Source organism: Rathayibacter sp. RFBD1 (assembly GCF_002932915.1).
In the GTDB taxonomy this organism is placed as follows: domain Bacteria; phylum Actinomycetota; class Actinomycetes; order Actinomycetales; family Microbacteriaceae; genus Rathayibacter.
Window position 1 is genome coordinate 227,921 of the sequence record NZ_PSWQ01000002.1, and the last position, 26,078, is coordinate 253,998.

Sequence of the window (26,078 nt, forward strand, 5' to 3'; positions counted from 1 at the left end):
GTCGTCTCGACAGGAGGGGGTTCTCTCGTTGTGCTGTGCGGCCGCGGCTCAGGCGGCCGGGCGGCCGACCATGCCGGCGGGCGTGCCCCAGGTGTTCCAGATGCGCACGGGCTTGCCGTAGTCGGCGGCCTCAATGATCTGGTTGTTCCCGAGGTAGATGGCCACGTGGTAGTAGTCCCCGCCGCCACCCCAGAAGATCAGGTCGCCGCGCTGGCGCTGGCTGTAGGGGACGAGCTTGCCGGCGCCGGCCATGGTGTTGTACTGGTTCGTCGCCGAGTGGGTGCCGATGTAGATGCCCGAGGACGCGTACGAGGCCTTGGTGAGGCCCGAGCAGTCCCACTGGTCCGGGCCCATGCCGCCGAGGACGTACTCCTCGCCGAGCTGAGCCATCGCGTACGAGATCGCGTTCTCGACGGCGCCGCTGGTCGGCACCAGGACCGGAGCGGTCACCGGCTGCGGGAGCGGCTGAGCCGCCGGCTGGGCGACCGGCTGAGCAGCGGGCTGGGCGGGAGCAGGAGCGGGCTGCTGCTGCGCGGGCTGCGGCGCGGCGGGCTGCGGGAGGGACGCGGTCTGACGCGACGGGGCGGCGGTGTCGGCCTGTGCCGAGGACTGCTGCTGGGCGGAGCGGGCGGTGGACTGCGCCTGAGCGGCGGCCTCCGCCTCGGCCTGCGCCTGAGCGGCGGCCTCGTCGGCCTGGCGCTTCTGCTCGCCCGCGAGGTACTGGGTCTCGGCCTCGACCGAGGAGTCCTTCAGCAGCGCGAGCTGGGCGACCAGCTCCTGCGACTTCTCCTCCTGCGCCGAGAGCGACGCGCGGGCCGACTCGGCGGCGGCGTCGGCGTCCTTGCGGGCGGCGTCGGCCTCGTCCGAGAGCGCCTGGTGCTCGGTGACGGCGCGGTCGGCCTGGTCGCCGAGCGACTCCGCGTTCTGCTTGTCGGCGAGGGCGTCGGCGTAGACCTTCTGCGACTGCTCCGAGAGCTGCGACATCGCGCCGAGCTGGTAGAGCAGGTCGCCCGCGTCCTTGCCCTTGGCCACGAGGCTGGCGGAGAGGTCGCCGCCGGCGGCGCGAGAGAGGTGCGCGGCCAGCAGGCCGGCGCGCATCTTCGAGGTCTGGGCCTTGGCGGAGGCGGTGGTCGCCTTCTCCTCGAGGTCGGCGACGGCCTTCGCAGCGGCGTCGAGCGCCTCCTTGGCCTGGCGCCAGGCCTCGGCCTTCTTCATCGCGGTGATCGACTTCTCGTCGACCGCGGTCTGCAGGCTCGCGATGAGGCCCGTGATCGAGTCGATCTCGGCCTGCTTGCTCGCCTCGTCCTTCTTGGCGTTCTGCACGTCGTCCCACGTGGGGTACTTCGCGTCGTCGGCGAGGGCCGGGGTGATGCCGAGGGACGCGGTGACCGCCGTGACCGCGAAGGCGGCGGAGATGACGAGCGGGAGGCGGCCCTTCCAGGCGCGCTCCCGGGGTGCCGGGGTGAAGGTGCGTGCGGTCGTCTGTGCGTCAGCCAAGGGTGACTCCTCGTTGGGCCATGAAAGGTTGGGCGTCGACGGCGGAGCCGTTGACGCGGGTCTCGAAGTGCAGGTGGCAGCCGGTGGAGGCGCCGGTCGAGCCGACGGCGGCGATCTGCTCGCCCGCCTGGACCTGCTGGCCGACGCGGACGTAGATCCCGCCGGACATGATGTGGGCGTAGCCGGTGCTGATGCCGCTGCCGTGGTCGATCAGAACCCAGTTGCCGTAGGTGCCGTTGGGGCCCGCGTAGGAGACGGTGCCGCTGTGCGCCGCGAAGATCGGGATGCCGCAGCCGCCCGCGAGGTCGGTGCCGCGGTGGTACGAGCCGGAGGATCCTCCGCCGGTCGAGATGCTGTCGCGCGGGCCGAAGGTGCCGGTGATGCGGCCTCCGGCAGGGCGGACCCAGCCGGAGTCGCTGACGGCGCTGGAGCCGCCGCCGCCCGAGGGGGCGACGTACCCGCCACCGCCACCGCCACCGCTGCCGCCGCTGGATGCGGCTGCGGCCCGAGCGGCCTCGCGGCGCGCGGCCTCGGCCTGGGCGGCGGCCTGACGGGCGGCCTCCTCCTCGGCGAGCTTCCGGAGGCGCTCGGCCTCGCGGGCGGCGACGCCGGCCTCGTACTCGGCCACGGTCTTCGACTCGGTGTCGCGGAGCGCGGCGAGCTGCTGCTCGAGCACGACGCTCTGCTCCTGCTGCTCGGCGAGCGCGGCCTCGGACGCCTCCTGGGCGGCGGTCGCCTCGGCCAGCTTCTGCTCGGCGGCGACGCGGAGGCGCTCGCGCTCCGCCTGCGCGACCTCGGCCTGGTCGGCGAGGGAGGACGCGGTGTTGCGGGCGGTGCTGGCCTGCTCGTAGATCGCGGAGGAGCGCTCGACCAGCTTGGTCATGCTCCCGATCTTCGACAGCAGCTGGTCGGCCTGGCCGGCCTTCTGGTCGAGGAATATGTTGACGGACAGGTCGGTGCCGGTGCTGCGGTAGAGCTGCGCGGCGAGCAGGCCCGCCTGCTGCGAGGCCTTGTCGGCCTCCTCGGCGCTGGCGGCGGCCCGGTCCTCGAGCTTCTTCGACTGGTCCGAGGCCTCGTCGAACGCCTGCTGAGCGGCGAAGTGCTCGTCGCCGCGCTGCTGCGCGAGCTGCTGGGCGGAGGCGACCTCGCTCTGGAGGTCGCCGATCAGGGACGTGATCCGGTCGACCTGAGCGGCGGCGGCGGCGGTGTCGCCCTTCGCCGCCTCGACGTCGGCCCACGACGGGTACTCGACCGCCTGGGCGGGAGTGGCGACGAGCAGGCCGGCGACGAGCGCGACGACGGCGGAGGCCAGGGCAGCACCTCGGAGTCGCCCGAGTCGCGGCGCGCCGGGGAGGCGGGCGGGACGCGGACGGCGCAGGGAGTGGGGCATGGGACCTCGGGGATAGGGGGCCCTCCCTCCGCGGCGGTGCGGCTCCGGCGCGCGGGTGGGGGGAAGAGCGATTCCGCCCCACCCTAACCGCGGCCCTGCCCGATCTCCTAGACCCGGGTCAACCCCGGACGGGGTGCACGCCGCCTGCGGAACCGTCGATTTTGCATCCTGCGCCGCAGCCCCCTATGCTTGCGTGTCGGTAGTCATGGGGGGTCGGCCGCAGGGTCGCCCCGCGAGTCTCCGGCCCCATCGTTTAGTGGCCTAGGACACCGCCCTTTCACGGCGGCAGCACGGGTTCGAATCCCGTTGGGGTCACGGATGGGTCGGTACTACCAGCACCACCAGAAGTACCAGCACCACCGGAAAGTGCACCGGCTCGAGAGGGTCGGGGCGTGAAAATAGAACAGCCTCGAAGGCAGTATGCTTGTCTTCGCAACGAGGCCCTGTAGCGCAGTTGGTTAGCGTGCCGCCCTGTCACGGCGGAGGTCGCGGGTTCAAGTCCCGTCAGGGTCGCAAAGAGGCCCTTCCGAGAGGAAGGGCCTTTTTCAGGAGATCACCTCTCCAGCGACATCACGTCGCAACGGCTCTGTAGCTCAGTTGGTAGAGCGCACGACTGAAAATCGTGAGGTCACGGGATCGACGCCCGTCGGAGCCACTGGAACCCTCGCCTAGCTTCTACATGGCGGGGGTTTCTTCGTACCCGGAGGTCCCCGCCGCCGCGATCCGCTACGTGCGCCCGTCCTGCCGATCCGGACCGCGCCGAGCAGTGACGGCAGCCCGGATCCCGTCCAGGCGGTCTGCGTAGGCTGGCCCGGCCATGCAACCCGACGCCTTCCCGCCGCCCGATCCCGCGACGCTCGCGCCCGACTCCGCTGCGACGACGTCGTGGCCGGCCGAGCCCCTCCCCTCGGTCCACGCGCCCTACTCCTCCCTCCTCTACCTGCCCGATCCTCGGGTCCGCTGGGGCCTGCCGACCGCCGTGCTCACGATCGTCGGGATCGTCCTGCCGCTGGCCGTGCTCATCCTGCTGTTCGGGTTCGGCGTGCTCCCCTACTCCGCCGGACTCGCCTTCGCGGGGGCGCTCGCGAGCTACCTCGTCGCGCTGATCGTCCCGTTCGCGGCGTCTCGGCTGCGCGGGCTGGGCACGATGGCGGCCGACTTCGGGCTGCGGTTCCGCTGGATCGACGTGCCCATCGGGATCGGGCTCGGCATCGCGGTGCGCGTCGTGATCCTGTTCGTGCTCGCCGCGTTCGCTCCGCTCCTCCAGGACGCGCAGGGGAACCTCGACATCGACCCCGATCCGCTGTGGTTCGTGCTGAGCTCGGTCCTCATCCCCGTCGTCGTCGCGCCGCTGGTCGAGGAGGTCCTCTGCCGCGGCGTCGTGATGCGCGCGGTGCGGAACCGGATGCTCCGGGGCTCCGCGGAGTCGGCGCCGCCCACCCGCGGCCGCCGCGTCTGGGCGATGATGTTCAGCATCCTGGCGTCCACGGCGGTCTTCGCCCTGCTGCACGGGCACCAGATGGTGAACGCGGCGACGATCGTGACGCTCGGCGTGACGACGGTCACCGCGGGACTCGCGCACGGCTGGATCGCGACGATCACCGGGCGGCTCGGAGCGGCGATCGTCTCGCACGCGACGCTGAACGGCTCCGCGGTGCTGCTGCTGGCGCTGCTGCCGCTGCTGACTCCGTAGGGGGATCTCGAGACGCCCGCTGCGCGGGCTGCTCGATCGGCCGGAGTCGGGGCGCCCGATCGGGGGCGTGGGGCGGCGCGTCAGACGTCGTAGGTGCGCGCCCCGGGCAGCGGGCCGCGGACCTGGCGGTGGAGGCGCTCCATGTCGGCGTCGAGGGTGGCGGCGGTGCGGGCCGCGTCGGCGAGGCCGTCGAGGAGCTCCTGCGGGACCTGGCGGTCGTACTTGTAGTAGATCTTGTGCTCCAGGCTCGCCCAGAAGTCCATCGCGATGGTCCGGAACTGCACCTCGACGCAGACGTCGACGGATCCGCCGGAGAGGAACACGGGCACCTCGACGATCGCGTGCAGGCTCTTGTAGCCGTTCTCCTTCGGCTCGGCGATGTAGTCCTTCACCTCGAGCACCGTCACGTCGGACTGCGAGGTGAGCAGGTCGAAGACGCGGTAGACGTCCGAGACGAAGCTGCAGGTGATCCGCACGCCGGCGATGTCGGTGATCGCGTCGGCGATGCCCTCGAAGGTCGTCTCGCAGCCCTTGCGCTCGATCTTCTCGATCAGGCTGTCGGCCGACTTGAGCCGGCTCGTGACGTGCTCGATCGGGTTGTACTCCTGCAGCTCGCGGAACTCCTCCTGCAGGATCGACACCTTCGTGACGATCTCGTCCATCCCGAACTTGTACTGGAGCATGAAGCGCGCGAAGTCGTCGCGCAGAGCGCGGATCTCGGCGACGGTGGTGGCGTCGAGCGCTTCGGCGACGGCATCCGTCAGCGGAGGGACGGCGTGCGCGGGTTCGGGGATGCGGGATTCCACAGTCGGACACCCTACGCGCGGAGTCGTTCGAGACCGGTGGGAGGCGCCCGGCCTAGCCTGGGAGCGTGATCACCGAGCCCCGCCCGCTGCGCTTCTGCGCGTTCGTCATGAACACCGCCTCCCACATCCAGCACGGCCTCTGGCGCCACCCCGACGCCCGGCAGCACGAGTTCGACGACGTGCAGCTCTGGATCGACCTCGCCCGGACGCTGGAGCGCGGCCGCTTCGACGCGATGTTCTTCGCCGACGTGGCGGGGCTCTACGGTCCGGCGGACGGCGACTGGGACGTCAACGCCCGCGAGGGGCTGCAGCTGCCCAGCAACGACCCGTCCGTGCTGCTCTCGGCCCTGGCGGTGAGCACCGAGCACCTCGGCTTCGCGTTCACGAGCTCGGTGCTGCAGTCGCATCCGTTCGACTTCGCCCGGAAGGTCTCGACCCTCGACCACCTCTCGAAGGGGCGGATCGCCTGGAACATCGTCACCAGCGCCCTCGACGGCGCGGCCCGCAACTTCGGCTACGACCGGCTCGAGGAGCACGACGAGCGCTACGCCTGGGCGCAGGAGTACCTCGACGTGGTCTACAAGCTGTGGGAGGGCTCGTGGGACGACGGCGCGCTCCTGCGCGACAAGAGCGGCTCCTTCGCCGACCCGGCGCGCATCCACCGCATCGACCACGTCGGGAAGCGCTACCGCGTGCAGGGGCCGCACCTCTCGGCTCCGTCGCCCCAGCGCACGCCCGTGCTCTTCCAGGCCGGCTCCTCCCCCGCGGGCCGGCGCTTCGCCGCGCGGAACGCGGAGGCGCAGTTCGTGTTCTCGGGGTCGCCGGAGAAGACCCGCGAGCTGATCGAGGACACGCGGGCCCTCGCCGCGGCGGCCGGTCGCGGAGCGGGTGCGCCCTCCTTCTACCTGGGGCTCTCCTTCATCACCGGCGACACGGAGGAGGAGGCGCGCCGCGCCGAGCGCGAGATCGACGAGTACCTCTCCTCCGACGCCTTCCTCGTGCACTCGAACCTCGGCTTCGACCCGGCGACGGGCGAGAAGCTCGACCCCGACCTGCCGCTCTCGGCGATCGAGACCTACGCCGGCCAGAGCCACCTGCAGTGGATCCGCGACGCCTCCCCCGACCGCGAGCCGACCGTCCGCGACCTGGCCCGGCTCTCGGCGAAGCTGCGCGGACGGGTCGTCGGCACTCCCGAGCAGATCGCCGACCACCTGGCGGGCTGGCGCGACGCGGGGATCGACGGGATCAACGTCGTCAACTGGATCCTGCCCGGCAGCTACGAGGAGTTCGTCGACCGGGTGATGCCGGTGCTCCAGGAGCGGGGCCTCGCGCAGACCGAGTACGCCGAGGGGACGCTGCGCCGCAAGCTGTTCGGGACGGACGAGCTGCCGGCGACGCACCCGGCGCGGGCGTACCGCGGGGCGTTCGCGGGCTGAGCCGCCGCGGGCCGGGCTCTGCGCGTCCACCGCGCCTGCACCGGCTGCCCGCCCCGCCCCGCGCTCTCCGCCGAGCGGGGGACGCGAGGTCGGGCGCGGCTCCGTAGCGTCGAGGGATGATCCAGACCTGGGGAGTCCTGACCGCGCTGTACGGAGTCGTCGTGACGGCGGTCGCGGTGCTCGCGATCGTCCTGCTGGTGCTGCTGTGCCGCCTGGTGCTCGCCGCGCGCGAGAACCTGCAGGCCTCGACGCGGCTGCGCGAGCTGCAGATCGAGCGGATGCTTCTCGAGGACGAGTAGCGGACGCGCGTCGCCGGCCGCGACCAGGTCTCCTCAGCGAGGAGCACTCGCGGCCGACGACGCGCGGGCCGGTCAGGGCAGAGCGGGTCGCGCCTCAGGGCGGGGCGCCCGCGGGATGAGCAGGCCGAGGGCGACGGCGACCAGCGCTCCGATCGCGCCGATCACGAACGTGGTCTCGAAGCCCTGCGAGCTCGGCAGCTGCACGTCGCCGACCGACACGGTCAGCTGCGCGAGCACGCCCGCGGTCACGGCGGAGGAGAGCGTCGTGCCGAGGGTGCGCATCAGCGAGTTCAGCCCGTTCGCGGCGGCGGTCTCCGAGGCGGGGACGGCGTGCATGATGAGCGTCGGCATCGCGGCGTAGGCGAGGCCCAGGCCGACCCCGATGAGGGCGTTGATCACCAGGATCTGCCACACCTCGCCGCCGAACGGGAGGATCAGCAGGTACGAGACCGCGATCAGCCCGGAGCCGGCGATCAGCACGAGCCGCGGCCCGGACTGCGCCGAGAGGCGGGCGGCGAGCGGGGACGTCGCCATCATCGCCAGGCCCGAGGGCGCGAGCACGAGGCTCGCCACGATCAGGCTCAGGCCGAAGCCGACGCCCGACGCGGTCGGCAGCTCGAGGCGCTGCGGCAGCGTGATCTGGGCGCCGAAGAACGCGAAGCCGACCGCCACCGAGGCGAGGTTGGTGAAGAGCACGGCGGGGCGGGCGGCCACCCGGAGGTCGACGAGCGGGCTCTCCTGCCGCAGCTCGTACCAGCCCCAGAGGAGCAGGACGGCGATGCCGCCGAGGCCGGAGCCGAGGATCGCGGGGCTCGTCCAGCCGGAGTCGTTGCCGCGCGAGACGGCGATCAGCACGCCGCTCAGCCCGAGGGCGAGGCCGATCGTGCCGACCACGTCGAAGGTGCCGGGCGAGCGCAGCGTCGACACCGGCACGACCAGGAGGACGAGGACGATGTCGAGGACGCCGAGGCCCGCGGACATCCAGAACAGGACGTGCCAGTCGGTGTTCTGCGCGATGAGGGCGCTGAGCGGCAGGCCGAGCGCGCCGCCGATGCCGAGGGTCGCGCTGACCAGGGCGATCGCGCCGGGGAGCCGGTCGCGGTGGAGGGTGTCGCGGAGGATCGAGATGCCGAGCGGGATGACGCCCATCACCGCGCCCTGGAGGGCCCGGCCCACGACCAGCGTCCACACGTCGCCCGCGAAGGCGCACACGATCGAGCCGATCACGAGGACGACCAGCGCGGCCACGGCCATCCGCCGCTTGCCGTAGAGGTCGCCGAGGCGGCCCGAGACCGGGGTGAGGATGCAGGCGCTCAGCAGCGTCGCGGTGATCACCCACGCGGTCTCGGTGCGGTCGGCGCCGAGCAGCGTCGGCAGCTCGGACTGGATCGGGACGACCAGCGTCTGCATGAAGGAGGCGCTCATCCCCGCGAAGGCGAGGACGGCGGTGATGAGGCGCGGGTCCGGCGAGCGGGTCAGGGAGCGTCTGTCGGAGTCGGGCACGGCTGTCCTTCGTGTCGGCGGCGGACGCGCACCCGGACCGCGGCGGCGGGCGGGCCGTCGTCGGCGGGATCGTATCGCTCGGCTCTGCTTTCGACCGGCTCGGGGCTCAACAGCGCGGGCCGCCGCTTTGTTCCCTCCTCCTCCTTCCCGCGCGCGTCGGGCAGGACGAGGATGGGCGGATGATCGACATCGAGAGCTGGATCGCCGGCTACGAGAAGGCCTGGGCCACGGACGACGCGGCAGACGTGGCCGCACTGTTCACCGAGGACGCCGAGTACTTCACGGCGCCGCACCGCGACGCGATCACTCCGCGCGACGCGATCGTGGAGTGGTGGCTGGCGGAGGAGGAGCCCGCCGACCCGACGTTCGCGTGGGGCCTGGTCGCGCTGACGGAGGAGACCGCCGTGGTGGAGGCGCGCACCGTCTACCCGGGCGACCGCACCTACCTGAACCTCTGGGTCATCCGCTTCGCCCCCGACGGGCGGGCGCGCTCGTTCACCGAGTGGTACATGGAGGAGCCGGCCGACTCCGTGTCCTGACCCGCGGGGGTCCGCAGGCAGCGGCGAGGAGCCCTCAGCGGCGTCCGGTCAGAGCTGCGCGGCCGCGAAGGTGTCGCAGCTGGTGGCGTCGCCCTCGAAGCCGGCCTGGAACCAGCGCTGGCGCTGCTCGGCCGAGCCGTGCGTCCACCCCTCCGGATCGACGGTGCCGGTGGCCTGCTCCTGGATGCGGTCGTCGCCGACGGCGGCCGCGGCGCCGAGCGCGTCCTGGTACTCCTGCGCCGTCACCGACTTGAGGTAGGGCGTGCCGGTCTCGTCGGGCACCGTCGAGGCGTCGCCCACCCAGGCTCCGGCGAAGCAGTCGGCCTGCAGCTCGAGGCGCACCGAGTCCGACTCGGGACCGGTGCCGGAGCGGTCCGCCGACTCCATCGCGCCGGTCAGGTTCTGGATGTGGTGGCCCCACTCGTGGGCGAGGATGTACATCTGCGCGAGCGATCCGCCCGAGGTGTCGAACCGGGTGCGCAGCTCGTCGAAGAAGTCGGTGTCGAGGTAGATCGTCCGGTCCGGCGGGCAGTAGAACGGGCCGACCGCGGCGGTCGCGCTCCCGCAGCCGGTGGTGGTGCTGTCCTCGAACAGGTCGACGCCGGTCGGGGTCGTGTAGGCGACTCCGAGGGTCGGCGTCTGCTCGCCCCAGTAGCGGTCGAGCGACTCGGCCGCACCCTCGAGGCGGCAGTCGACCTGCGTGTTCGCGTCGGCGCCGCTGTCGCAGGCCACCGCGGTGGAGGTGACGCCCTCCGGCGAGGACCCGCCTCCGCCGAACACCTCGCCGAGGCCCGAGAGGTTCACGCCGAGCAGCTGCGAGAGCAGCGCGAGCACGACTACGCCCACCGCGCCCCCGCCGACGGCGATGCCGGTGGTGCGGCCGCGACGGCGGACCTTGCCGCCGCTGAGCTGGGAGTCGTCGTTGAAGGTCATGCCGACGAAGCTAGCGCTCCGCGGACGGGCTCCGCTCGGGCTTGCGGTCAACCCCAGCGCGACTCGCTGGCCGAGCGGATGATCTCGAGCAGCGCCTCGCGCAGGGGGCCGTGCTCGAGCGAGCCCGGGAACATGTCGACCTCGAGGCGGTGCGCCCGGCGCCAGGCCTCGCCGCCCGCGTCGGTGAGCGCGACGAGCTGCCGGCGGCGGTCCGACGGATCCGTGGTGCGCGAGACGTGGCCCTCGCGCTCGAGGCGCTCGATGGTGCGCGACATGGTCTGCACCTCGACGTGGGCCGCGGCGGCCAGCTCCTTCTGCGCGACGGGACCCGCCTGCAGGAGGTGCAGCACGATCAGGCCGGCGTGGGTGAGGCCGATCTCGGCGAGAGCGCCGTGCCAGGCGTGCTCGACCATCCGGGAGGCGGTGGAGAGCAGCCGGCCGGTGGGCCAGTCCTCCATCCCGGAGGCGTCGTCCGCGCGCATCTGATCAGGGTAGACCCGCTCCCGGGGCACGACGGCACCGGGCGCGGGACGCTCAGGCACGGGCGCCCGGGCATCCCGGCCGCGAGGCGCGGACCGCCCCGCCCGTCAGGACGCGAAGCGGTCCGTCGCCTCGATCAGCGCGTCGAGGATCCCCGGCTCGTCGAAGGCGTGGCCCGCGTCGGCGATCATCCGGAAGTCGGCCTCGGGCCAGGCCCGGTGCAGGTCCCAGGCGGTGAAGGCCGGGGTGCACATGTCGTAGCGGCCCTGCACGATGACGGCCGGGATGTCGCGGAGGACGCCGGCGTCGCGGATCAGCTGCCCCTCCTCCAGCCAGCCCCTGTGCACGAAGAAGTGGTTCTCGATGCGGGCGAAGGCGAGCGCGAAGACGGGATCGGACCAGTCCGCGATCAGCTCCTGCTTCTGCAGGAGGGTGATGGTCGACGCCTCCCAGGTGGTCCAGGCGACGCCGGCGGGGCCGTGCACGGCGGGGTCCGCGTCGTGGAGCAGGCGGTAGTACGCCTCGATGAGGCTGCCCCGCTCGCCGGCCGGGACGACGGAGGTGTAGCCCTCCCAGAGATCCGGGTAGACCGCGGCGGCGCCGCCCTCGTAGAACCACTCGAGCTCGGCGCGGCGGAGGGTGAAGATCCCGCGGAGGACGATCTCGCTGACCCGCTCGGGGTGGGTCTCGGCGTAGGCGAGGGCGAGGGTCGAGCCCCAGGAGCCGCCGAGCACGAGCCAGCGCTCGACGCCGAGGTGCTCGCGGAGGCGCTCGATGTCGGCGACCAGGTACCAGGTGGTGTTGGTCGAGAGGTCGGCCTCCGGCTCGCCGGCGTGCGGGGTGGAGCGGCCGCACATCCGCTGGTCGAACAGCACGATGCGGTACTTCTCGGGGTCGAACAGCCGGCGGTGGGCGGGCGAGGTGCCGGCTCCGGGGCCGCCGTGCAGGAACACGACGGGCTTGCCCTCGGGGTTGCCCGAGACCTCCCAGTAGAGCGAGTGGCCGTCGCCGACGTCGAGCATGCCGGAGTCGTGGGGCTCGATCTCGGGGTACAGAGTGCGCATGGCCCGCACCCTACCGACTGTCAGGGTCGCGGTCCGCGAGGCGGGCGGCCCGGCACCGGAGAGGGCGGGAGCGCCCGCGTCCACCCGGCGCACCCGCATCCCGCGGTCGTTACTGTGGAGCGGACCTGCACGCCCCCGTCGAAGGAGCCCCCATGCCCACCACTGTGCGCGGCGTCATCGCCCGGTCGAAGGGCGCTCCCGTGGAGCTCGTCGACATCGTCGTCCCCGACCCGGGCCCGGGCGAGGCCGTGGTCGACATCGAGACCTGCGGCGTCTGCCACACCGACTTCCACTACCGCGAGGGCGGGATCAGCGACGACTTCCCCTTCCTCCTCGGTCACGAGGCGGCCGGACGGGTCAGCGCGATCGGAGAGGGAGTCACCCACGTCGCGGTCGGCGACTTCGTGGTCCTCAACTGGCGCGCGGTCTGCGGCGAGTGCCGGGCCTGCACCCGGGCCGAGCCCTGGTACTGCTTCGACACCTTCAACGCGACGCAGCGGATGACCCTGGAGGACGGAACCGAGCTCAGCCCCGCCCTCGGGATCGGGGCCTTCGCCGAGAAGACCCTCGTGCACGCGAAGCAGTGCACGAAGGTCGATCCGGAGGCGGACCCCGCCGCGGTCGGCCTGCTCGGCTGCGGGATCATGGCGGGCCTCGGCGCGGCGATGAACACCGGGAACGTGACGCGCGGCGACTCCGTCGCGGTCATCGGCTGCGGAGGAGTCGGCACGGCCGCCGTGGTCGGCGCCGCTCTCGCGGGCGCCGGCACGGTCATCGCGATCGACCGGGACCCCAAGAAGCTGGTCGCGGCCGAGAAGCTCGGCGCCACGCACGTCATCGACTCCAGCGGCCTCGACGAGGCGGGCGTCGTCGCGGCGGTGCAGGCCCTGACGAACGGCTTCGGAGCGGACGTCGTCATCGACGCCGTGGGCCGCCCCGAGACCTGGCGCCAGGCGTTCTACGCCCGCGACCTCGCCGGGACCGTGGTGCTGGTCGGGGTGCCGACTCCCGAGATGACGCTCGAGATCCCCCTGCTCGACGTCTTCGGCCGCGGCGGCTCGCTGAAGTCGAGCTGGTACGGCGACTGCCTGCCGGAGAGGGACTTCCCGATGCTGACCGGCCTCTACCTCCAGGGCCGACTGCCCCTGGACGAGTTCGTGAGCGAGCGGATCGGGATCGAGGACATCGAGGAGGCCTTCGCCACGATGGCCGGCGGCGACGTGCTCCGCTCGGTGGTGGTGCTCTGATGGGCGCGCGGATCGAGCAGCTCGTCACGAGCGGCACCTTCAGCCTCGACGGCGGCACCTGGGACGTCGACAACAACGTCTGGATCGTCGGCGACGACTCCGAGTGCGTCGTCATCGACGCCGCCCACGACGCGGACGCGATCCTCGCGGCCGTCGGCGAGCGCCGACTCCTCGCCGTGCTGCTGACCCACGGGCACGACGACCACCTCGACGCGGTCGAGGGAGTCCGCGCTGCGACCGGCGCCCCGGTGCTGCTCCACGAGGCCGACCGGATGCTGTGGGACGCCGTGCACCCCGGTACGGCCCCGAGCGGCGCCCTGGTCGACGGGCGGATCGTGCCCGTCGCCGGCGTCGAGCTCGAGGTGCGGCACACCCCGGGCCACACCCCCGGCGCCGTCTGCTTCGTCGCCGAGGCGCTCGGCACGGTGTTCACCGGCGACACGCTCTTCCAGGGCGGGCCGGGGGCCACCGGCCGCTCGTACAGCGACTTCCCGACGATCATCGACTCGATCACGGAGCGCCTGCTGACGCTGCCCGCCGAGACCGTCGTCCGGACCGGCCACGGCGACTCGACGACGATCGGAGCGGAGGCGCCGCACCGCGAGGAGTGGATCGCGCGCGGGCACTGACCGGGCGGGGGCCGGGCTCAGAGGCGGCGGTCGGCGGCGCTCTCCGCGGGGGCGGGGGCCTCGGCTGCCCCGTCCTCCGCGGCTCCGGAGTCGGCCGCACCGGTCGCGGACGCGCCGGCCACGGACGCATCGACCGGCTCCGCCCCTCCGCCCGCCGTGGCCTCCCGCAGGTACTGCGCCGACATGACGCGGTAGGAGCGGGTGAGCATCGCCGCGCCGGCCGCGATGATCATGACGACTCCGCCGACCAGGAACACCAGCGCGATCCCCCGGCCGATGCCATCGCCGAGCAGCCCGCCGAACGCCGAGCGCCCGGCCGGCGACTCCATGTACGGGATGAGCGCGAACTCGGCGATCGGGGCGATGAGGAACGACGTGATCGGAGCGGCGGCCGACTCGAACGCCGCCGCGAAGCCGAAGACGCGCCCCTGGGTCTCGAAGGGGACGACCTTCTGGATCACCGTCTGCTCCGCGGCCTCGACCGCCGGGATCAGGGTCATGTAGATCCAGATGCCGCCGGCGTAGAGCCACCACCAGTCGCGGAGGGTGAAGACCGCGCCGATCAGGCCCATCGCCATCACGAGCAGCAGCATCGTCCGGATCGGGTTCCTCCCGAGGCCGAACCTCGCGACGAGCAGACCGCCGATGACGAAGCCGGTCGCCGTCACTCCGAGCACCACGCCCCACAGCTCGACCGGGAACACCTCGAGGCCGTACGGGTCCATCAGCGCCATGTAGACGCCGCCGATCAGGTTGTTGAACGTCGAGAAGACGATGAGCGCGAACAGCCCGGTCGCCGCCCGCACCGCGGTGATGCTGCCGCGGAGATCGATCAGCGGCGCCCTCTCCCCCGTCGGAGCGGGCCGGTCCTCCGGGATGCGCAGGAACAGGAGGTGCAGGAGCGCGGCGGCGGAGAGGCCGATCGCGATCACCAGCGTCCACCCCATGCCGAGCAGGCCGATGGCGAGCCCGCTGAAGACGCTCGTCACCACGAAGGCGAGGCCCTGGACCGTCCCGACGAGGCCGTTCGCGCGGGCGTGCCCCTCCACCGGGACCAGCAGGGTCACCGTCGTGGACAGGGCGATGTTGCGCATGTTCTCGATGACGGCGCCGAAGAGGATCGTGCCCGAGAACACCCAGAACCAGGGGGCGCGGAAGTCCAGGAGCGCCGCCTCGGGCAGCGCGAGGAAGAGACCGCCCGCGACGCCGAACGACACGAGCGTGACCGCGCCGGCGAAGACCATGACGCGGAACTTGCGGTGCCGGTCCACGATCGTGCCGAAGGCCATCGCGAAGACCGCGACGAGCAGCATGTAGGCGCCGCCGATGATCCCGGTCGCCAGGACGGAGCGCGTCTCGAGGTACACCCAGAATGTGAGCGCGAACCAGAGGAAGCTCGTCGTCACGTTCGCGACGGCGGTGTTGAGGAGGATCTGGTGGAAGTCGCGGAGCCTCGTCGAGGCGTCGACGGCGGCTCCGGGCACGGGGGCGGTCGAGGACACGGCTTCCCTCCGCTCGCGACGGCGCCGTCGGTCCCGCGGCGGGAGTCGAGGGTCGTCGCAGCCACTGTAGGACCGCGCCGTCGGCGAGTCGAGAGGGGCCGGGCGTCCGGCGGGGATGCGCTGCCGCCTCCCGCGCGGAACGAGGGCGCCGCCGCCCTCGCGACCCGGATCAGCGGGCCTCGGGGGCGGCGGCGCCGACGGGTCAGACGATGGCGGCGCGGAGGGCCGCGGCGGCCTCGCCGACGTCCGGGGCGCCGTAGATGGCCCCGCCCGCGACAGCCACGAGGGCGCCGGCGCGCTGCACCGACTCGATGGTGGCGGTGCTCACGCCGCCCGCGACCGAGAACGGCACGCCGGAGGACTCGCCGTCGCGCAGCAGAGTCTCGAAGGTGAAGCCCTCCTCCGCCTGCTCGTCCAGACCGGCGTGCATCTCGACGAACTCGGCGCCGAGGGCGACGACCTCGCGGGCGCGGGCGGCCTTGTCGGGCACGCCGATGAGGTCGACGACGACGCCCTTGCCGTGCTTCCTCCCGGCGGCGATCGCGCCGGAGATGGTGCTGTCGCCGGCGACGCCGAGGACCGTCACGAGGTCGGCGCCGGCCGCGAAGGCCATGTCGGCCTCGAGCTCGCCCGCGTCCATCGTCTTGAGGTCGGCGAAGACCGTCTTGTCGGGGTGCGCCTCCTTGATGGCGGTGATGGCGGAGAGGCCGGCGCTCTTGATGAGCGGGGTGCCCAGCTCGAGGATGTCGACGTGCGGGGCGGCGGCAGCGGCGAGCTCGAGGGCGGCGTCGGTGCTGAGGGTGTCCATGGCGAACTGGAGCTTCACGGGGTTCTTCTTCCTGTCGAGGTGGGGAGTCGGGTCATTCGAGGTTCGCGTGGCGCGGCCAGAGCTCGTCGGCGCTGTCGCCGCGGCGCTGCCAGAGCGCGTGGAACAGGGCGTCGCCGGTGAGCACGACGACCTGCTCGAAGAGCCCGCCGGAGTACTGCGCCGAGGCGGCGCCGGAGCGGTCGAGCTTGTCGGCGGCGGGCACGACCACCACGGCGGAGGCGAGCCCGGCCAGCGGGGAGTCGGCGGCGGTCGTGATCGCCGCGACCCGCGCTCCGGCGTCGACGGCGGCCTGCGCGGCGCGGACGATGCCCCCGGTGGTGCCGGAGCCGCTCGCGGTGAGCAGCACGTCGCCGCGGCGGATCGCCGGGGTCGTCACGTCGCCGACCACGTGCACGACGAGTCCGAGGTGCATGAGGCGCATGGCGGTCATCCGCAGGGCGAGGCCGGAGCGGCCGGCGCCGTGGATGAAGACGCGATCGGCGCCGGCGAGCAGCTCGAGGACGGTCTCGAGGCGGTCGGTCGTCAGCGAGGCGGTCGCGGCGGACACCTCGGCGGCGATCACGGCGAGCGCCTCTGCGGGGTCGGTGGTGCGGTCGTCAGCGGGCATGGATCCACAGTGCGCCCGGCGACCGGATCCGCGCGCCACCTGATCGAGGAGGTCCGCCTACCCGATCGGGTGGGCGGTGCCGCTCGCGGGTAGGACGGGTAGGTTCGGGGGATGGATCCCGCCGAGTCCCCCGCCTCCCGCACGCTGCTGCAGCAGCACGCCCGCACGGTCGCCGAGCAGGCCGACCGGCACGCGGTGGCGCTGGAGTCGGTGCTCGCCGCGCTGCGCGCCGAGCGCCTCGACGACCGTGCGGCCCGCACCGTCGCGATCGACATCGCCGCGAACGCCCTGGTCGAGCTGCGCACCGCCTCGGACGAGCAGCGCAGCGCGATGCTGGAGCCCGTCGTGGGCGCGTTCGCGCGGCTCCGGAGCGACCTGCGTCCGCTCGTGCGCTTCGGCGACCTCGACGTGCAGTTCGTCGAGCCGCCCGCCACCGGGCGCGCCCTCCCCGGCGAGGTGGCGCACGCGGCCCGCGCGATCGTGCGGAGCGCCGTGCTGGCGTTCGTGGAGTCGGAGCAGACGCGCCGGGTGCGGATCCAGTGGGACTGCGACGGGCTCAACCTGCTCATCGAGATCCGCGACGACGGCCGGGGCGAGCTGACGACCCGCGACGACGCCCTGCGCCCGATCGCCGAGCGCGTGCGCGGGCTCGACGGGGAGCTCTCGGTCGCGTCGACCGCGGGCTGGGGGTCGACCCTGTCGATCCGCCTCCCCCTCGATCCGCCGGCGCAGCCCGACGGGCTCGACCTCGCCGAGCTCAGTGCGCGCGAGCGGGAGGTGCTGAACCTGATCACGCTCGGCGCCTCGAACCAGCGGATCGCGGACGACCTCGGCATCAGCGGCAACACGGTGAAGTTCCACGTGTCGAACCTGCTGCGCAAGGCCGGGGCCCGCACCCGGGCGGAGCTGGCGGCGCTGGCGCGCTGATCGATCCGGGTGCCGCGTCCTGGCAGAGCCGTCCCCGGACGCGCGGACGGGCCGCAGCGGCCGCCGAGGGTCTTCCCCTCCTGCGGTACTGCGGCCCGTCCGGCCGATCAGCGCGCCCCGATCACTCGCTCCGGAGCAGCCCGAAGCGGAATCGGCCGGAGCCGTCGAGCGTGTCGTCGATGCCCGAGATCGTGGAGGAGGCGATGACGGTCTCCGTGCCCTCGAGGAGCGGCACGGTGATCGCCTTCTCCGCCGCGAGGCGCTGCGCCTCCTCGATCGCCGCGGTGCGCTCGTCGCCGGGGGCCAGGCTCCGCTCGCGCAGCACGACCTCGTTGTAGGCGTCGTCCTTCACGGCGGCGCCGAGGATGGAGGGGGCCTCGTCGGTGCCGTAGAGCAGGTTCAGGTAGTTGTCCGAGTCCGGGTAGTCCGCGAACCAGCCCTGCTGGTAAAGTGGGTAGGAGGTCGACTTCTCCTTCACGTACTGCGTCCACTCCGTCGACTGCAGGTCGACCGTGAACAGCCCGCTGCGCTCGAGCTGGTTCTTGATGAGCGCGTACTCGTCCGAGGTGCTGGAGCCGTAGTGGTCGGTGTTGTACTGCAGCTTGAGATCGACGGGACCGGTGATCCCGGCCGCCTGGAGCGCGGCGGCGGCCTCGTCCGCGCTGGGACCGCCGCTCCCGTCGCCGAAGGCCTCCTCGTACGCCGGCGTCGATCCGGTCAGGGCGCTGGGGACGATCGAGTAGACCGGCGCGTAGGTGCCCTTGTAGACCTGGTCCGACAGCTCGTCGCGGTCGATCAGGTCGGCGACGGCGGTGCGGACGGCGAGCGCCTTGTCGGCGTCGGCCTCGGAGGTCGCGGAGCCGTAGGGCATGGTCTCGGGGTTGAAGACCAGGAAGCGCATCTCCGCGCCGGGACCGGAGTGCACCGTCAGGCCCTCCTCGCCGCGGAGGTCCTCCGTGTCGGTCGCGTTCAGCGTGCGGTAGGCGACCGCGATCTCACCGCGCTGGATGTCGAGCTTGAGGTTGCTCTCGTCCGCGTAGTAGCGGACGATCACGGACTCGTTGGCAGCGGCGCCGAGGAGGCCGTCGTAGGAGTCGTTGCGGGTGAGCTGCACGAGCGAGTTCAACTTGTAGCTCGTGATGGAGTACTGCCCGCTGAAGGCGTCGCCGGCGACGATGTCGTCGTCGGTGGTGAGGGAGTCGGCCGAGAAGACGTCCTCGTCGACGATCGCGGCGGCGGGGCTGGTGAGGATCTGGGGCCAGAGGGCGTTGTCCGGGGTGGCCAGTGTGAAGACGACGGTGGAGTCGTCCTCCGCCTCGACCGAGACCATGTCCGAGAGCAGCGACGAGGGGCCGTTCGGAGCGGCGATCGCCACCTGGCGCTCGAAGGTGAAGACCACGTCCGAGGCGGTGAGCGGATTGCCGTTGGCGAAGGCGGCGTCCTCGCGCAGGGCGACGCGGTAGTGGGTGGGGTCGGTGAACTCGGCCGAGGCCGCGAGGTCCGGCACGGGATCCGTCGATCCGGGGGCGGAGGTCAGCAGCCAGGAGAAGACCTGGTTCTGCAGCGTCGCCGAGCCGAGGTCCCAGGAGCCGGCGGGATCCAGGGCGGTGACCTTGTCCGTGGTCCCCAGGAGGATCCCGGGGGGCGCCTGGGCGCCGGTGGTGCCCGGCGAGCAGGCGGTGAGGGCGACGGCCATCGCCGCACCGGCGACGAGGGGAGCCAGTACTCGGGATCTCATGGGGAACTCCTTGCGGGTCAGCCGTGCGGCGGGGATGAGGGAGGGACGCCGGGGCGCTGGGTCCATGGTGCCGAGGGAGCGTGCGTCCGGCGTCGAGTAGTCGTCGGGGTCTGCGGCCGCTCGCTTCGACAACTGTCGCACCGCGCTCCGGCGCCGCGCCCGGCCGGGAGGGCCCGGGTTCGACGTCTGCTGTGCCGCGGGCCCTCCGCCCTCGCCACCTGTCCATGGCCGCCGATCCTCCGCGTCGTCAGAGTGGAGACCTCACGGTTCCGCGCGGGTCGGACCGGGAGAGAGAGGTCGCGGTGCGCGAGAACGTCGACACGGTCGTCATCGGAGGAGGCGCGATGGGCTCCGCCACCGCCTGGCAGCTGGCCCAGCGCGGCACGGACGTGGTGCTCCTCGAGCAGTTCGGCCCCGGCCACGAGAACGGCGCATCCCACGGCCGCACCCGGAACTTCAACGAGGCCTACGCCGCCGACGACTACCTCGACCTCCTCGGCGAGGCCTCCCGCCTCTGGGACCGGCTGAGCGTCGAGGAGGGCACGACGCTGCTCGACCGGGTCGGCCTCGTGAACCTCGGACCCGTCGGACCCCTCCGCGCGGTCCGGGAGGCGCACCGCGCCCACGGCGTCGCGAGCGAGCTGATCTCCGCCGCCGAGGCCCGCGACCGCTGGCCGGCGCTCCGCTTCGAGAGCGAGGTGCTGCACGTCCCCAGCAGCGGACGCGTCCGCGCCGCCGACGCTCTGCTCGCGCTGCGGGCCGGCGCCGAGCGCCGAGGCGCCCGCTTCCGCTACGACACCCCCGTCCGCGGGATCGACGTCGTCGGACCGGACACCGTGATCGTGACGACCGACGACACCGAGTACCGCGCCCGGCGGGTCGTCGTCACCGCGGGAGCGTGGACGCAGCCCCTCCTCGCCGGCCTCGTGCCGCTGCGCCCCCTCCGGGTCTCGGAGGAGCACCCCGCGCACTTCCGGCTCCGCATGCCCGACGCGGCGTGGCCGAGCTTCAACCACACGCCCGACCCGGACCGCGCCGACCACGCGTACTTCCTCAGCCCCGTCTACGGCATGCTCACGCCGGGCGAGGGCCTGAAGGTCGGCTGGCACGGAGTGGGCAGGAGCGTCGATCCGGACGCCCGCACCCGCCGCCCGGTCGCCGAGCATCTCGCGGCCCTCCGCCGCTACGTGGCTGAGTGGATCCCGGGCGCCGACGCGGAGGTCTGCGACGTCATCAGCTGCACGTACACGATGACCCGCAACGAGGACTTCATCCTCGACCGCAGCGGGCCGATCGTCGTCGGAGCGGGCTTCTCCGGCCACGGGTTCAAGTTCACCCCGGCGATCGGGCGGGTCCTCGCGGACCTGTCCGAGGGTGTCGCCGCCCCCCGCCGCTTCGCCGCGACGGCGCGTCCGGTGCTCGCGGGTCCGGACCTGTAGAGCGGACCGCCTGCGGAGCGGGCGCGCACCGGGACGGACGCCTGCCCGACCGACCCGCGCCGGAGCGGACGCCTGCCCGACCGGACACGCTTGAGCGGACGCCTGCCCGACCGGACGCGCGCCGAGGCGGGCGCCCGCAGGAACGGACGCCCGCTGAGCCGGACCGGGTGCCGCCCGGTCCGACCCGCCGTCAGCCCGCGGCCGCCAGCTCGTCCCGGCTCGCGGCGGCCAGCGCCTCCCGGGCCGCGCGCTGGAGCGCGGGATCCGGCACGGGGAGCGATGCCAGGAGCTTCTGCGTGTACGCCTCGCGGGGCGAGCGGAGCACCTCGGCGGTCGACCCCTGCTCCACGACCGCGCCCTGCCGCAGGACGACCACCCGGCCGGCCACGCGGTCGACGACGGCGAGGTCGTGGCTGACGAAGAGGCAGCCGAAGCCGAGCGCGCCCTGCAGCTCGGCGAACAGCTCGAGCACGGTCGCCTGCACGGAGACGTCGAGCGCGCTGGTCGGCTCGTCGGCGATGAGCAGGCGCGGGCGCAGCGCGATGGCCCGGGCGAGCGAGGCCCGCTGCCGCTGCCCGCCGGAGAGCTCGTGGGGGAAGCGGTCGGCGAAGGCGCGGGGCAGGCGGACCGCGTCGAGCAGATCCAGGACCTCCTCGCGCACGCCGGCGGCCGACTCCGCGCGCCCGTGGATGACGAACGGCTCGGCGATGCACTCGCCGATGGTCAGGAACGGGTTGAAGCTGGTCGCCGGATCCTGGAAGACGAAGCCGAGGTCGGCGCGCGCGGCGGCACCGAGGGAGGCGCGGCGCCCGACGAGCTCGGAGCCGAGGACCCGGAGCGAGCCGCCGGTCGCGGGGACCAGCCCGGCGATCGTCCGGGCGAGCGTGGTCTTGCCCGAGCCCGACTCCCCCACGAGGCCCAGGACCTCGCCGGGGGCGAGCGTCAGCGAGAGGTCGGCGATCGCCGTGAAGGAGGGCTTGCCCAGGCGCCCCGGGTAGACGATCTCGAGCCGCTCCGCCACGACGAGCGGCTCGCTTCCCGGAGCGGGCTCGGGCCCCGCAGCGCCGGGCGCGCCGATCCGCGGGACCGCGGCCAGGAGCGAGCGGGTGTACTCGTGCTGCGGAGCGGAGAACAGCGACTGCACGTCCGCGGTCTCGACGATCCGGCCGCCGTTCATCACGATCACGCGGTCGGCCAGGTCGGCGACGACCCCCATGTTGTGCGTGATGAGCAGCATCGACCCGCCGAGATCGCGCCGCAGCGTGCGCAGGAGCTCGAGGATCTCGGCCTGCACGGTCACGTCCAGCGCGGTCGTCGGCTCGTCGGCCACGATCAGCGGGGCGCCCTGGATCAGCGCCATCGCGATCACGATCCGCTGCTTCTGCCCGCCCGAGAACTGGTGCGGGTAGTCGTCGATCCGCCGCTCGGGATCGGGGATCCCGACGGTCCGGAGGATCCGGACGGCCTCGGCCCGCGCCTCGCGGCGGCCGAGGGAGGTGTGCGCGCGGAGCCCCTCGACGATCTGCCAGCCCACAGTGAAGACCGGGTTGAGCGCGGTCGACGGCTCCTGGAACACCATCGCCGCCGCCGCTCCCCGCAGCCGCCGCATCGTCTTCTCGGGGGCGCCGACGATCTCGACGTCGCTCCCGCCGTGGCGGAGGCGGATGCTGCCGGAGACGACGGCCGACTCCGGCAGCAGCCCGAGGACCGCCTTGCCGGTGACGGTCTTGCCCGAGCCCGACTCCCCCACGAGGGCGACGATCTCCCCCGGCGCGACGTCGAGGTCGACGCCCTCGAGCGCCAGGACCGGGCCGTGGTCGGTGTCGAAGACGACGCGGAGGTCGCGGATGCTCAGTACGGCGGTCATCGCCGGGCCTTTCTCTGGCTGCGGCGGCGGACGCGCAGGCGGGGGTCGGACAGGTCGTTGAGGCTCTCGCCGACGAGGGTGATCCCGAGCACGACGATCATGATCGCGGCACCGGGAGCGACGCAGGTCCACCAGATCCCGCTCGTGACGTCCTGCACCGAGCGGTTGAGGTCGTAGCCCCACTCGGCGGCGGAGGTGGGCTCGATGCCGAAGCCGAGGAAGCCGAGGCCGGCGAGCGTCATGATCGCCTCGGAGGCGTTCAGCGTGATGATCACGGGCAGGGTGCGGGTGGAGTTGCGGAGCACGTGGCGGATCAGGATCCGCCGGTCCCGCGCGCCCATCACGCGCGCCGACTCCACGAAGGACTCGGAGACGACCCGGAGCACCTCCGCCCTGACCACCCGGAAGTACTGCGGCACGAAGACGACGGTGATCGACATCGCCGCGGCGAGGACTCCGCCCCACAGGCTCGACTGGCCGCCCGAGATCACGATCGACAGGACGATCGCGAGCAGGAGGCTCGGGAAGGCGTACACGGCGTCGGCGACGACCACGAGGATCCGGTCGAGCCAGCCGCCGACGTAGCCCGACACCGCGCCGAGCAGCACGCCCGCCGCGACCGAGGTCAGGAGCGATAGGGCGATCACCTGGACCGCGGTCCGCGCTCCCCACAGGGTGCGCGAGAGGACGTCGTAGCCGCCGACCGTGGTGCCCAGCAGGTGCTGCCCGCCGGGCGGCTGCTGCGCGCCGAAGTTGCGGCCGTCGACGGCGAGCTGGTCGTAGCCGAACGGGGCCAGCAGCGGCGCGCACGCGGCGACGATCACGAGGGCGCCGACCAGCGCGAGGCCGATCAGGAGCATCGCCCGCTGGGACCCTGCGCTGCTGCGCACCTGCGCGACGAGGGGGAGGCGGTCCCGCAGCGGACGCGGCGGAGCGGAGACGGTCGTCATGTCAGAACCTCACTCGGGGATCGATCAGGGCAGCGAGGACGTCCACCGCGAAGTTCGTGACGGCGACGATGATGGCGAGCACCGCGACGATCCCCTGCACGGCGACGAAGTCGCGGGCGGCGAGGTACTGGCCGAGCATGAAGCCCAGCCCGCGCCACTCGAACGTGGTCTCGGTGAGGACCGCACCGCCCAGGAGCATCGCGATCTGCATGCCGATGACGGTGATGATCGGGATGAGGGCGGGCCGGAAGGCGTGGCGGGAGACGAGCCTCCCCTCCGAGACACCGCGGGAGCGGCCGGCCTCGACGTAGCCCGCCTGCAGGGTGCCGATCATGTTGGTGCGCACGAGGCGGAGGAAGGTGCCCGCGGTGAGCAGGCCGAGCGTGAGGCCCGGGAGCACCGCGTGGGCGAGCACGTCGGTCACCGCGGAGCTGCTCCCGGAGCGCAGCGCGTCGACGAGGAAGAGCCCGGTCGGCTGCTGCAGCGTCGTGAGCATCAGCTCCGTCCCGGTGCTCGAGCGGCCCGCCGTGGGCACCACGTCGAGGACGACGCCGAAGACGAGCTTGAGCAGGAGCCCGGCGAAGAAGACGGGGGTCGCGTAGCTGAGGATCGCGAGGACCCGCAGGACGATGTCGGGCATCCGGTCCCGCTTGCGGGCGGCGATCGCGCCGAGCGGCACGCCGACGACCAGGGCGACCAGGAGCGCGTAGACGGCGAGCTCGAAGGTGGCGGCGCCGTAGACGGCGAGGACCTCGGTGACCGGGCGGTTGTCGCTGATGGTGGTGCCGAAGTCGCCGCGCAGGACGCCCCCGAGGTACTCGACGTACTGCACCAGCACGGGGCGGTCGTAGCCGGCGGCGGCCACCCGGGCGGCCAGCTCGGCCCCGGAGAGCCGTCCGCCGAGGGCGGCGGTGATCGGATCGCCGGTCAAGCGCATCAGGAAGAAGACCATCGTGACGAGGATGAGCACCGTCGGGACGATCAGCAGGAAGCGGAGGAAGAGATAGCGCAGGAGGGGGTTCGAGGCGCTCTTCACGCCGCGACGCCCGGGGAGGACGAGGGGCAGTGAGACGGACACGGGGCTCCTTCCGGCAGGGCCGGTCGCTCCGGCCCGTCTCACGCTAGGGAGTGGGTCCCGCGCTCCTCGCCGTCAGGATTCGCGTTCTCGGAGCGGCCGTTCCGACAGCTGTCTGAACGGCTCCGGAGCGCCTCGCTCGCTCACCTGCGCGCGGGAAGAGGGGACTGCGGCTTGGTCACTCCGTAGGCGAAGGAGGTCTCGATCGAGGCCAGGGCGGGGATCATCCGGATCCTCGTGCGCACCAGCGTCTCGTACCCCTCGAGGTCCTCGACGGCGATCTTGAGGAGGAAGTCGCTGTCGCCCGCCATGAGGTAGGCCTCCGTCACGTGGGGGATCCCGCGGATGGCCGTCTCGACCTGCTCGACGATCTCGGGGCTGTGGCTCTCGAGCCGCAGGCGCACGAAGGCGGTGATGGCCAGGCCCACCGCGCGGGGGTCGACGACGGCGCGGTAGCCGATCAGCACGCCGTCCTCCTCGAGCCGGCGCACGCGGCGCAGGCACGGTGAGGGCGAGAGGCCCACCCGGTCGGCGAGGTCCTGGTTGCTGAGCCGGCCGTCCTGCTGGAGCTCCTGCAGGATGCGCATGTCGATGTCGTCCATACCGCCGATCCTGGCAGATCCTGCCGCTACCACCGGATTCCGCGCTCGGATCCGCAATCGCCCGCCTCCTCCCCCGACCTAGCCTCGGAGGGTCGGCATCCACCGGCCCCGCCGAGAGGACCGCCATGACCAGATCCGCCCTCACCGGGACCGTCGCGATGATCGCGACCGTGGCCACCTGGGCCGGATTCGCCCTGAGCATCCGCGGGATCGGCGGGTCGGGCCTCACCACCGTCGACGTCGCGCTCCTGCGCTTCGGGATCCCGCTGCTGGTGCTGGCACCGGCGCTCCCCGGCGCGCTCCGGGCGATCCGGCGCGAGTCGCCGCTCACCCTCGCCTGCCTCGCGGTCGGCGCCGGGCTGCCCTACTTCCTCACGGCCGCCGCGGGCGGGAGCCTGACGAGCGCGGCGCTCGTGGGCCTGGTGATCCCCGGCTCGGTGCCGGTCTTCGTCGCTCTGCTCGCCCTCCTGCTGATGCGCGAGCGCCCGAGCGGCGCCCGCCTGGCCGGACTGGGCGCGATCGTCGTCGGCGTCGTCGTCATCGTGGTGCTCACCTCGGCGGCGTCGGTCGCCCTCGGCATCGGCATCCTGCTCGCCGCCGGGATCCTCTGGGCGGTGTACACGCTGGGCCTCCGGCGGACCCGGCTGACCCCGGTCGCGGTGCTCCTGGTGGTCTGCGCCCCCTCCTTCCTCCTGAGCCTCGTCGCGGCGGTCACCGGCGCCCTGCCCTCCACCCTGTTCTCGGGGTCGGCCGATCCGAGCGCCGTCGCGGTGTTCGGCCTCGTCCAGGGCGTCGGCGTCGGGATCGTCGCCGCGCTCGCCTACACCGTCGCCGTCCGATCCCTGGGCGCGGGCCGCGCCGCGGCCTTCGGGTCGCTGAGCCCCGTCGTCACCGCCCTGGTCGCGCTGCCGCTCTTCGGCGAGACGCTGCCGGCGAGCGAGATCGTCGGCCTCGCCCTGATCGTGCTCGGCGTGATCGTCGCGAGCACGGCGCGCCGGACCGCCCCACCCGTACCCGACCCCGTCC

The 26,078-nt window shown here is 73.0% G+C and carries 24 protein-coding genes and 3 tRNA genes; 12 read left to right on the forward strand and 15 right to left on the reverse strand.

The window, feature by feature from the left end:
* Positions 1-48: 48 nt before the first annotated feature.
* The gene (locus C5D50_RS01200; protein ID WP_244229573.1) at positions 49-1,497 is read right to left on the reverse strand and encodes an NlpC/P60 family protein; all 1,449 of its coding nucleotides are present in this window, start codon (positions 1,495-1,497) and stop codon (positions 49-51) included.
* Positions 1,490-2,887, reverse strand: a complete 1,398-nt coding sequence (locus C5D50_RS01205) for a peptidoglycan DD-metalloendopeptidase family protein (RefSeq protein WP_104282508.1) — start codon at positions 2,885-2,887, stop codon at positions 1,490-1,492. The genes C5D50_RS01200 and C5D50_RS01205 overlap by 8 nt, the downstream gene beginning before the upstream one ends.
* 242 nt (positions 2,888-3,129) lie before the next feature.
* On the opposite strand from C5D50_RS01205, the gene C5D50_RS01210 reads away from it, so the two are divergent.
* From C5D50_RS01210 to C5D50_RS01225, 4 genes are all read left to right on the forward strand, one after another.
* Positions 3,130-3,202: transfer RNA gene (locus C5D50_RS01210), tRNA-Glu, on the forward strand.
* 124 nt (positions 3,203-3,326) lie between these two features.
* A tRNA-Asp gene (locus C5D50_RS01215) sits at positions 3,327-3,400 on the forward strand.
* A gap of 69 nt (positions 3,401-3,469) precedes the next feature.
* Positions 3,470-3,542 (forward strand) — tRNA-Phe (locus tag C5D50_RS01220).
* Positions 3,543-3,704: 162 nt separating this feature from the next.
* The gene (locus tag C5D50_RS01225) at positions 3,705-4,580 is read left to right on the forward strand and encodes a CPBP family intramembrane glutamic endopeptidase (RefSeq protein ID WP_104282510.1); all 876 of its coding nucleotides are present in this window, start codon (positions 3,705-3,707) and stop codon (positions 4,578-4,580) included.
* 80 nt (positions 4,581-4,660) lie between these two features.
* Here the strand turns inward: C5D50_RS01225 and C5D50_RS01230 are convergent, their stop codons facing one another.
* Positions 4,661-5,263: a GTP pyrophosphokinase family protein gene (locus C5D50_RS01230; protein ID WP_104234325.1), complete on the reverse strand. Its 603-nt coding sequence runs from the start codon at positions 5,261-5,263 to the stop codon at positions 4,661-4,663.
* 230 nt (positions 5,264-5,493) lie between these two features.
* Between C5D50_RS01230 and C5D50_RS01235 the strand changes: the two genes are divergently transcribed.
* Entirely contained in the window at positions 5,494-6,822 is a 1,329-nt protein-coding gene (locus tag C5D50_RS01235; RefSeq protein WP_374953130.1) for an NtaA/DmoA family FMN-dependent monooxygenase, read from the forward strand.
* 116 nt (positions 6,823-6,938) lie between these two features.
* A complete protein-coding gene (locus tag C5D50_RS01240) occupies positions 6,939-7,121 on the forward strand; it encodes a hypothetical protein (RefSeq protein ID WP_104224402.1) in 183 nt (60 codons plus the stop codon).
* Positions 7,122-7,193: 72 nt separating this feature from the next.
* Here the strand turns inward: C5D50_RS01240 and C5D50_RS01245 are convergent, their stop codons facing one another.
* Positions 7,194-8,624, reverse strand: a complete 1,431-nt coding sequence (locus C5D50_RS01245; RefSeq protein WP_258062342.1) for an MFS transporter — start codon at positions 8,622-8,624, stop codon at positions 7,194-7,196.
* A gap of 179 nt (positions 8,625-8,803) precedes the next feature.
* On the opposite strand from C5D50_RS01245, the gene C5D50_RS01250 reads away from it, so the two are divergent.
* On the forward strand, positions 8,804-9,163 hold the full coding sequence (locus C5D50_RS01250; RefSeq protein ID WP_104255526.1) for a nuclear transport factor 2 family protein: 360 nt from the start codon (positions 8,804-8,806) through the stop codon (positions 9,161-9,163).
* A 48-nt stretch (positions 9,164-9,211) separates the two neighbouring features.
* Here C5D50_RS01250 and C5D50_RS01255 read toward each other — a convergent pair whose 3' ends face one another.
* The 3 genes from C5D50_RS01255 to pip form a co-directional block, all read right to left on the reverse strand.
* A complete protein-coding gene (locus C5D50_RS01255) occupies positions 9,212-10,096 on the reverse strand; it encodes a neutral zinc metallopeptidase (protein ID WP_104282511.1) in 885 nt (294 codons plus the stop codon).
* A 47-nt stretch (positions 10,097-10,143) separates the two neighbouring features.
* Positions 10,144-10,578 carry a MarR family winged helix-turn-helix transcriptional regulator gene (locus tag C5D50_RS01260; RefSeq protein WP_104224399.1) on the reverse strand — a complete coding sequence of 145 codons (435 nt, stop codon included), beginning with the start codon at positions 10,576-10,578 and terminating at the stop codon, positions 10,144-10,146.
* Positions 10,579-10,683: 105 nt separating this feature from the next.
* Complete coding sequence (pip, locus tag C5D50_RS01265; protein ID WP_104282512.1) at positions 10,684-11,640, reverse strand: prolyl aminopeptidase; 957 nt, start codon at positions 11,638-11,640, stop codon at positions 10,684-10,686.
* Between the two features lie 152 nt (positions 11,641-11,792).
* Here pip and C5D50_RS01270 point away from each other — a divergent pair, with 152 nt between their 5' ends.
* A complete protein-coding gene (locus C5D50_RS01270; RefSeq protein ID WP_104226021.1) occupies positions 11,793-12,887 on the forward strand; it encodes an S-(hydroxymethyl)mycothiol dehydrogenase in 1,095 nt (364 codons plus the stop codon).
* Positions 12,887-13,516, forward strand: a complete 630-nt coding sequence (locus C5D50_RS01275) for an MBL fold metallo-hydrolase (RefSeq protein ID WP_104247850.1) — start codon at positions 12,887-12,889, stop codon at positions 13,514-13,516. Before C5D50_RS01270 ends, C5D50_RS01275 begins: the two co-directional genes overlap by 1 nt.
* Positions 13,517-13,533: 17 nt before the next feature.
* Here C5D50_RS01275 and C5D50_RS01280 read toward each other — a convergent pair whose 3' ends face one another.
* The 3 genes from C5D50_RS01280 to hxlB form a co-directional block, all read right to left on the reverse strand.
* Complete coding sequence (locus C5D50_RS01280; RefSeq protein ID WP_104282513.1) at positions 13,534-15,018, reverse strand: MFS transporter; 1,485 nt, start codon at positions 15,016-15,018, stop codon at positions 13,534-13,536.
* A 202-nt stretch (positions 15,019-15,220) separates the two neighbouring features.
* Complete coding sequence (hxlA, locus tag C5D50_RS01285) at positions 15,221-15,844, reverse strand: 3-hexulose-6-phosphate synthase (protein WP_104282514.1); 624 nt, start codon at positions 15,842-15,844, stop codon at positions 15,221-15,223.
* A gap of 34 nt (positions 15,845-15,878) precedes the next feature.
* On the reverse strand, positions 15,879-16,454 hold the full coding sequence (gene hxlB / locus C5D50_RS01290; protein WP_104282515.1) for a 6-phospho-3-hexuloisomerase: 576 nt from the start codon (positions 16,452-16,454) through the stop codon (positions 15,879-15,881).
* 111 nt (positions 16,455-16,565) lie between these two features.
* On the opposite strand from hxlB, the gene C5D50_RS01295 reads away from it, so the two are divergent.
* Positions 16,566-17,381 carry a response regulator transcription factor family protein gene (locus tag C5D50_RS01295; protein ID WP_104239653.1) on the forward strand — a complete coding sequence of 272 codons (816 nt, stop codon included), beginning with the start codon at positions 16,566-16,568 and terminating at the stop codon, positions 17,379-17,381.
* A 121-nt stretch (positions 17,382-17,502) separates the two neighbouring features.
* Here the strand turns inward: C5D50_RS01295 and C5D50_RS01300 are convergent, their stop codons facing one another.
* Complete coding sequence (locus C5D50_RS01300) at positions 17,503-19,119, reverse strand: ABC transporter substrate-binding protein (RefSeq protein WP_104282516.1); 1,617 nt, start codon at positions 19,117-19,119, stop codon at positions 17,503-17,505.
* 302 nt (positions 19,120-19,421) lie between these two features.
* On the opposite strand from C5D50_RS01300, the gene C5D50_RS01305 reads away from it, so the two are divergent.
* A complete protein-coding gene (locus C5D50_RS01305; RefSeq protein ID WP_258069518.1) occupies positions 19,422-20,558 on the forward strand; it encodes an FAD-dependent oxidoreductase in 1,137 nt (378 codons plus the stop codon).
* Positions 20,559-20,748: 190 nt separating this feature from the next.
* Here C5D50_RS01305 and C5D50_RS01310 read toward each other — a convergent pair whose 3' ends face one another.
* From C5D50_RS01310 to C5D50_RS01325, 4 genes are all read right to left on the reverse strand, one after another.
* Positions 20,749-22,425 carry an ABC transporter ATP-binding protein gene (locus tag C5D50_RS01310; RefSeq protein ID WP_104282517.1) on the reverse strand — a complete coding sequence of 559 codons (1,677 nt, stop codon included), beginning with the start codon at positions 22,423-22,425 and terminating at the stop codon, positions 20,749-20,751.
* Positions 22,422-23,375 (reverse strand): ABC transporter permease, encoded by a 954-nt coding sequence (locus C5D50_RS01315; protein ID WP_104282518.1) that lies wholly within the window; start codon positions 23,373-23,375, stop codon positions 22,422-22,424. Before C5D50_RS01315 ends, C5D50_RS01310 begins: the two co-directional genes overlap by 4 nt.
* Before the next feature lies 1 nt (position 23,376).
* Positions 23,377-24,411, reverse strand: a complete 1,035-nt coding sequence (locus tag C5D50_RS01320) for an ABC transporter permease (protein WP_374953334.1) — start codon at positions 24,409-24,411, stop codon at positions 23,377-23,379.
* Between the two features lie 182 nt (positions 24,412-24,593).
* Complete coding sequence (locus C5D50_RS01325; RefSeq protein WP_104282519.1) at positions 24,594-25,052, reverse strand: Lrp/AsnC family transcriptional regulator; 459 nt, start codon at positions 25,050-25,052, stop codon at positions 24,594-24,596.
* 125 nt (positions 25,053-25,177) lie between these two features.
* Here C5D50_RS01325 and C5D50_RS01330 point away from each other — a divergent pair.
* Positions 25,178-26,078 (forward strand): DMT family transporter (locus tag C5D50_RS01330; protein WP_104288917.1); only part of this gene is annotated, 901 nt, incomplete at its 3' end.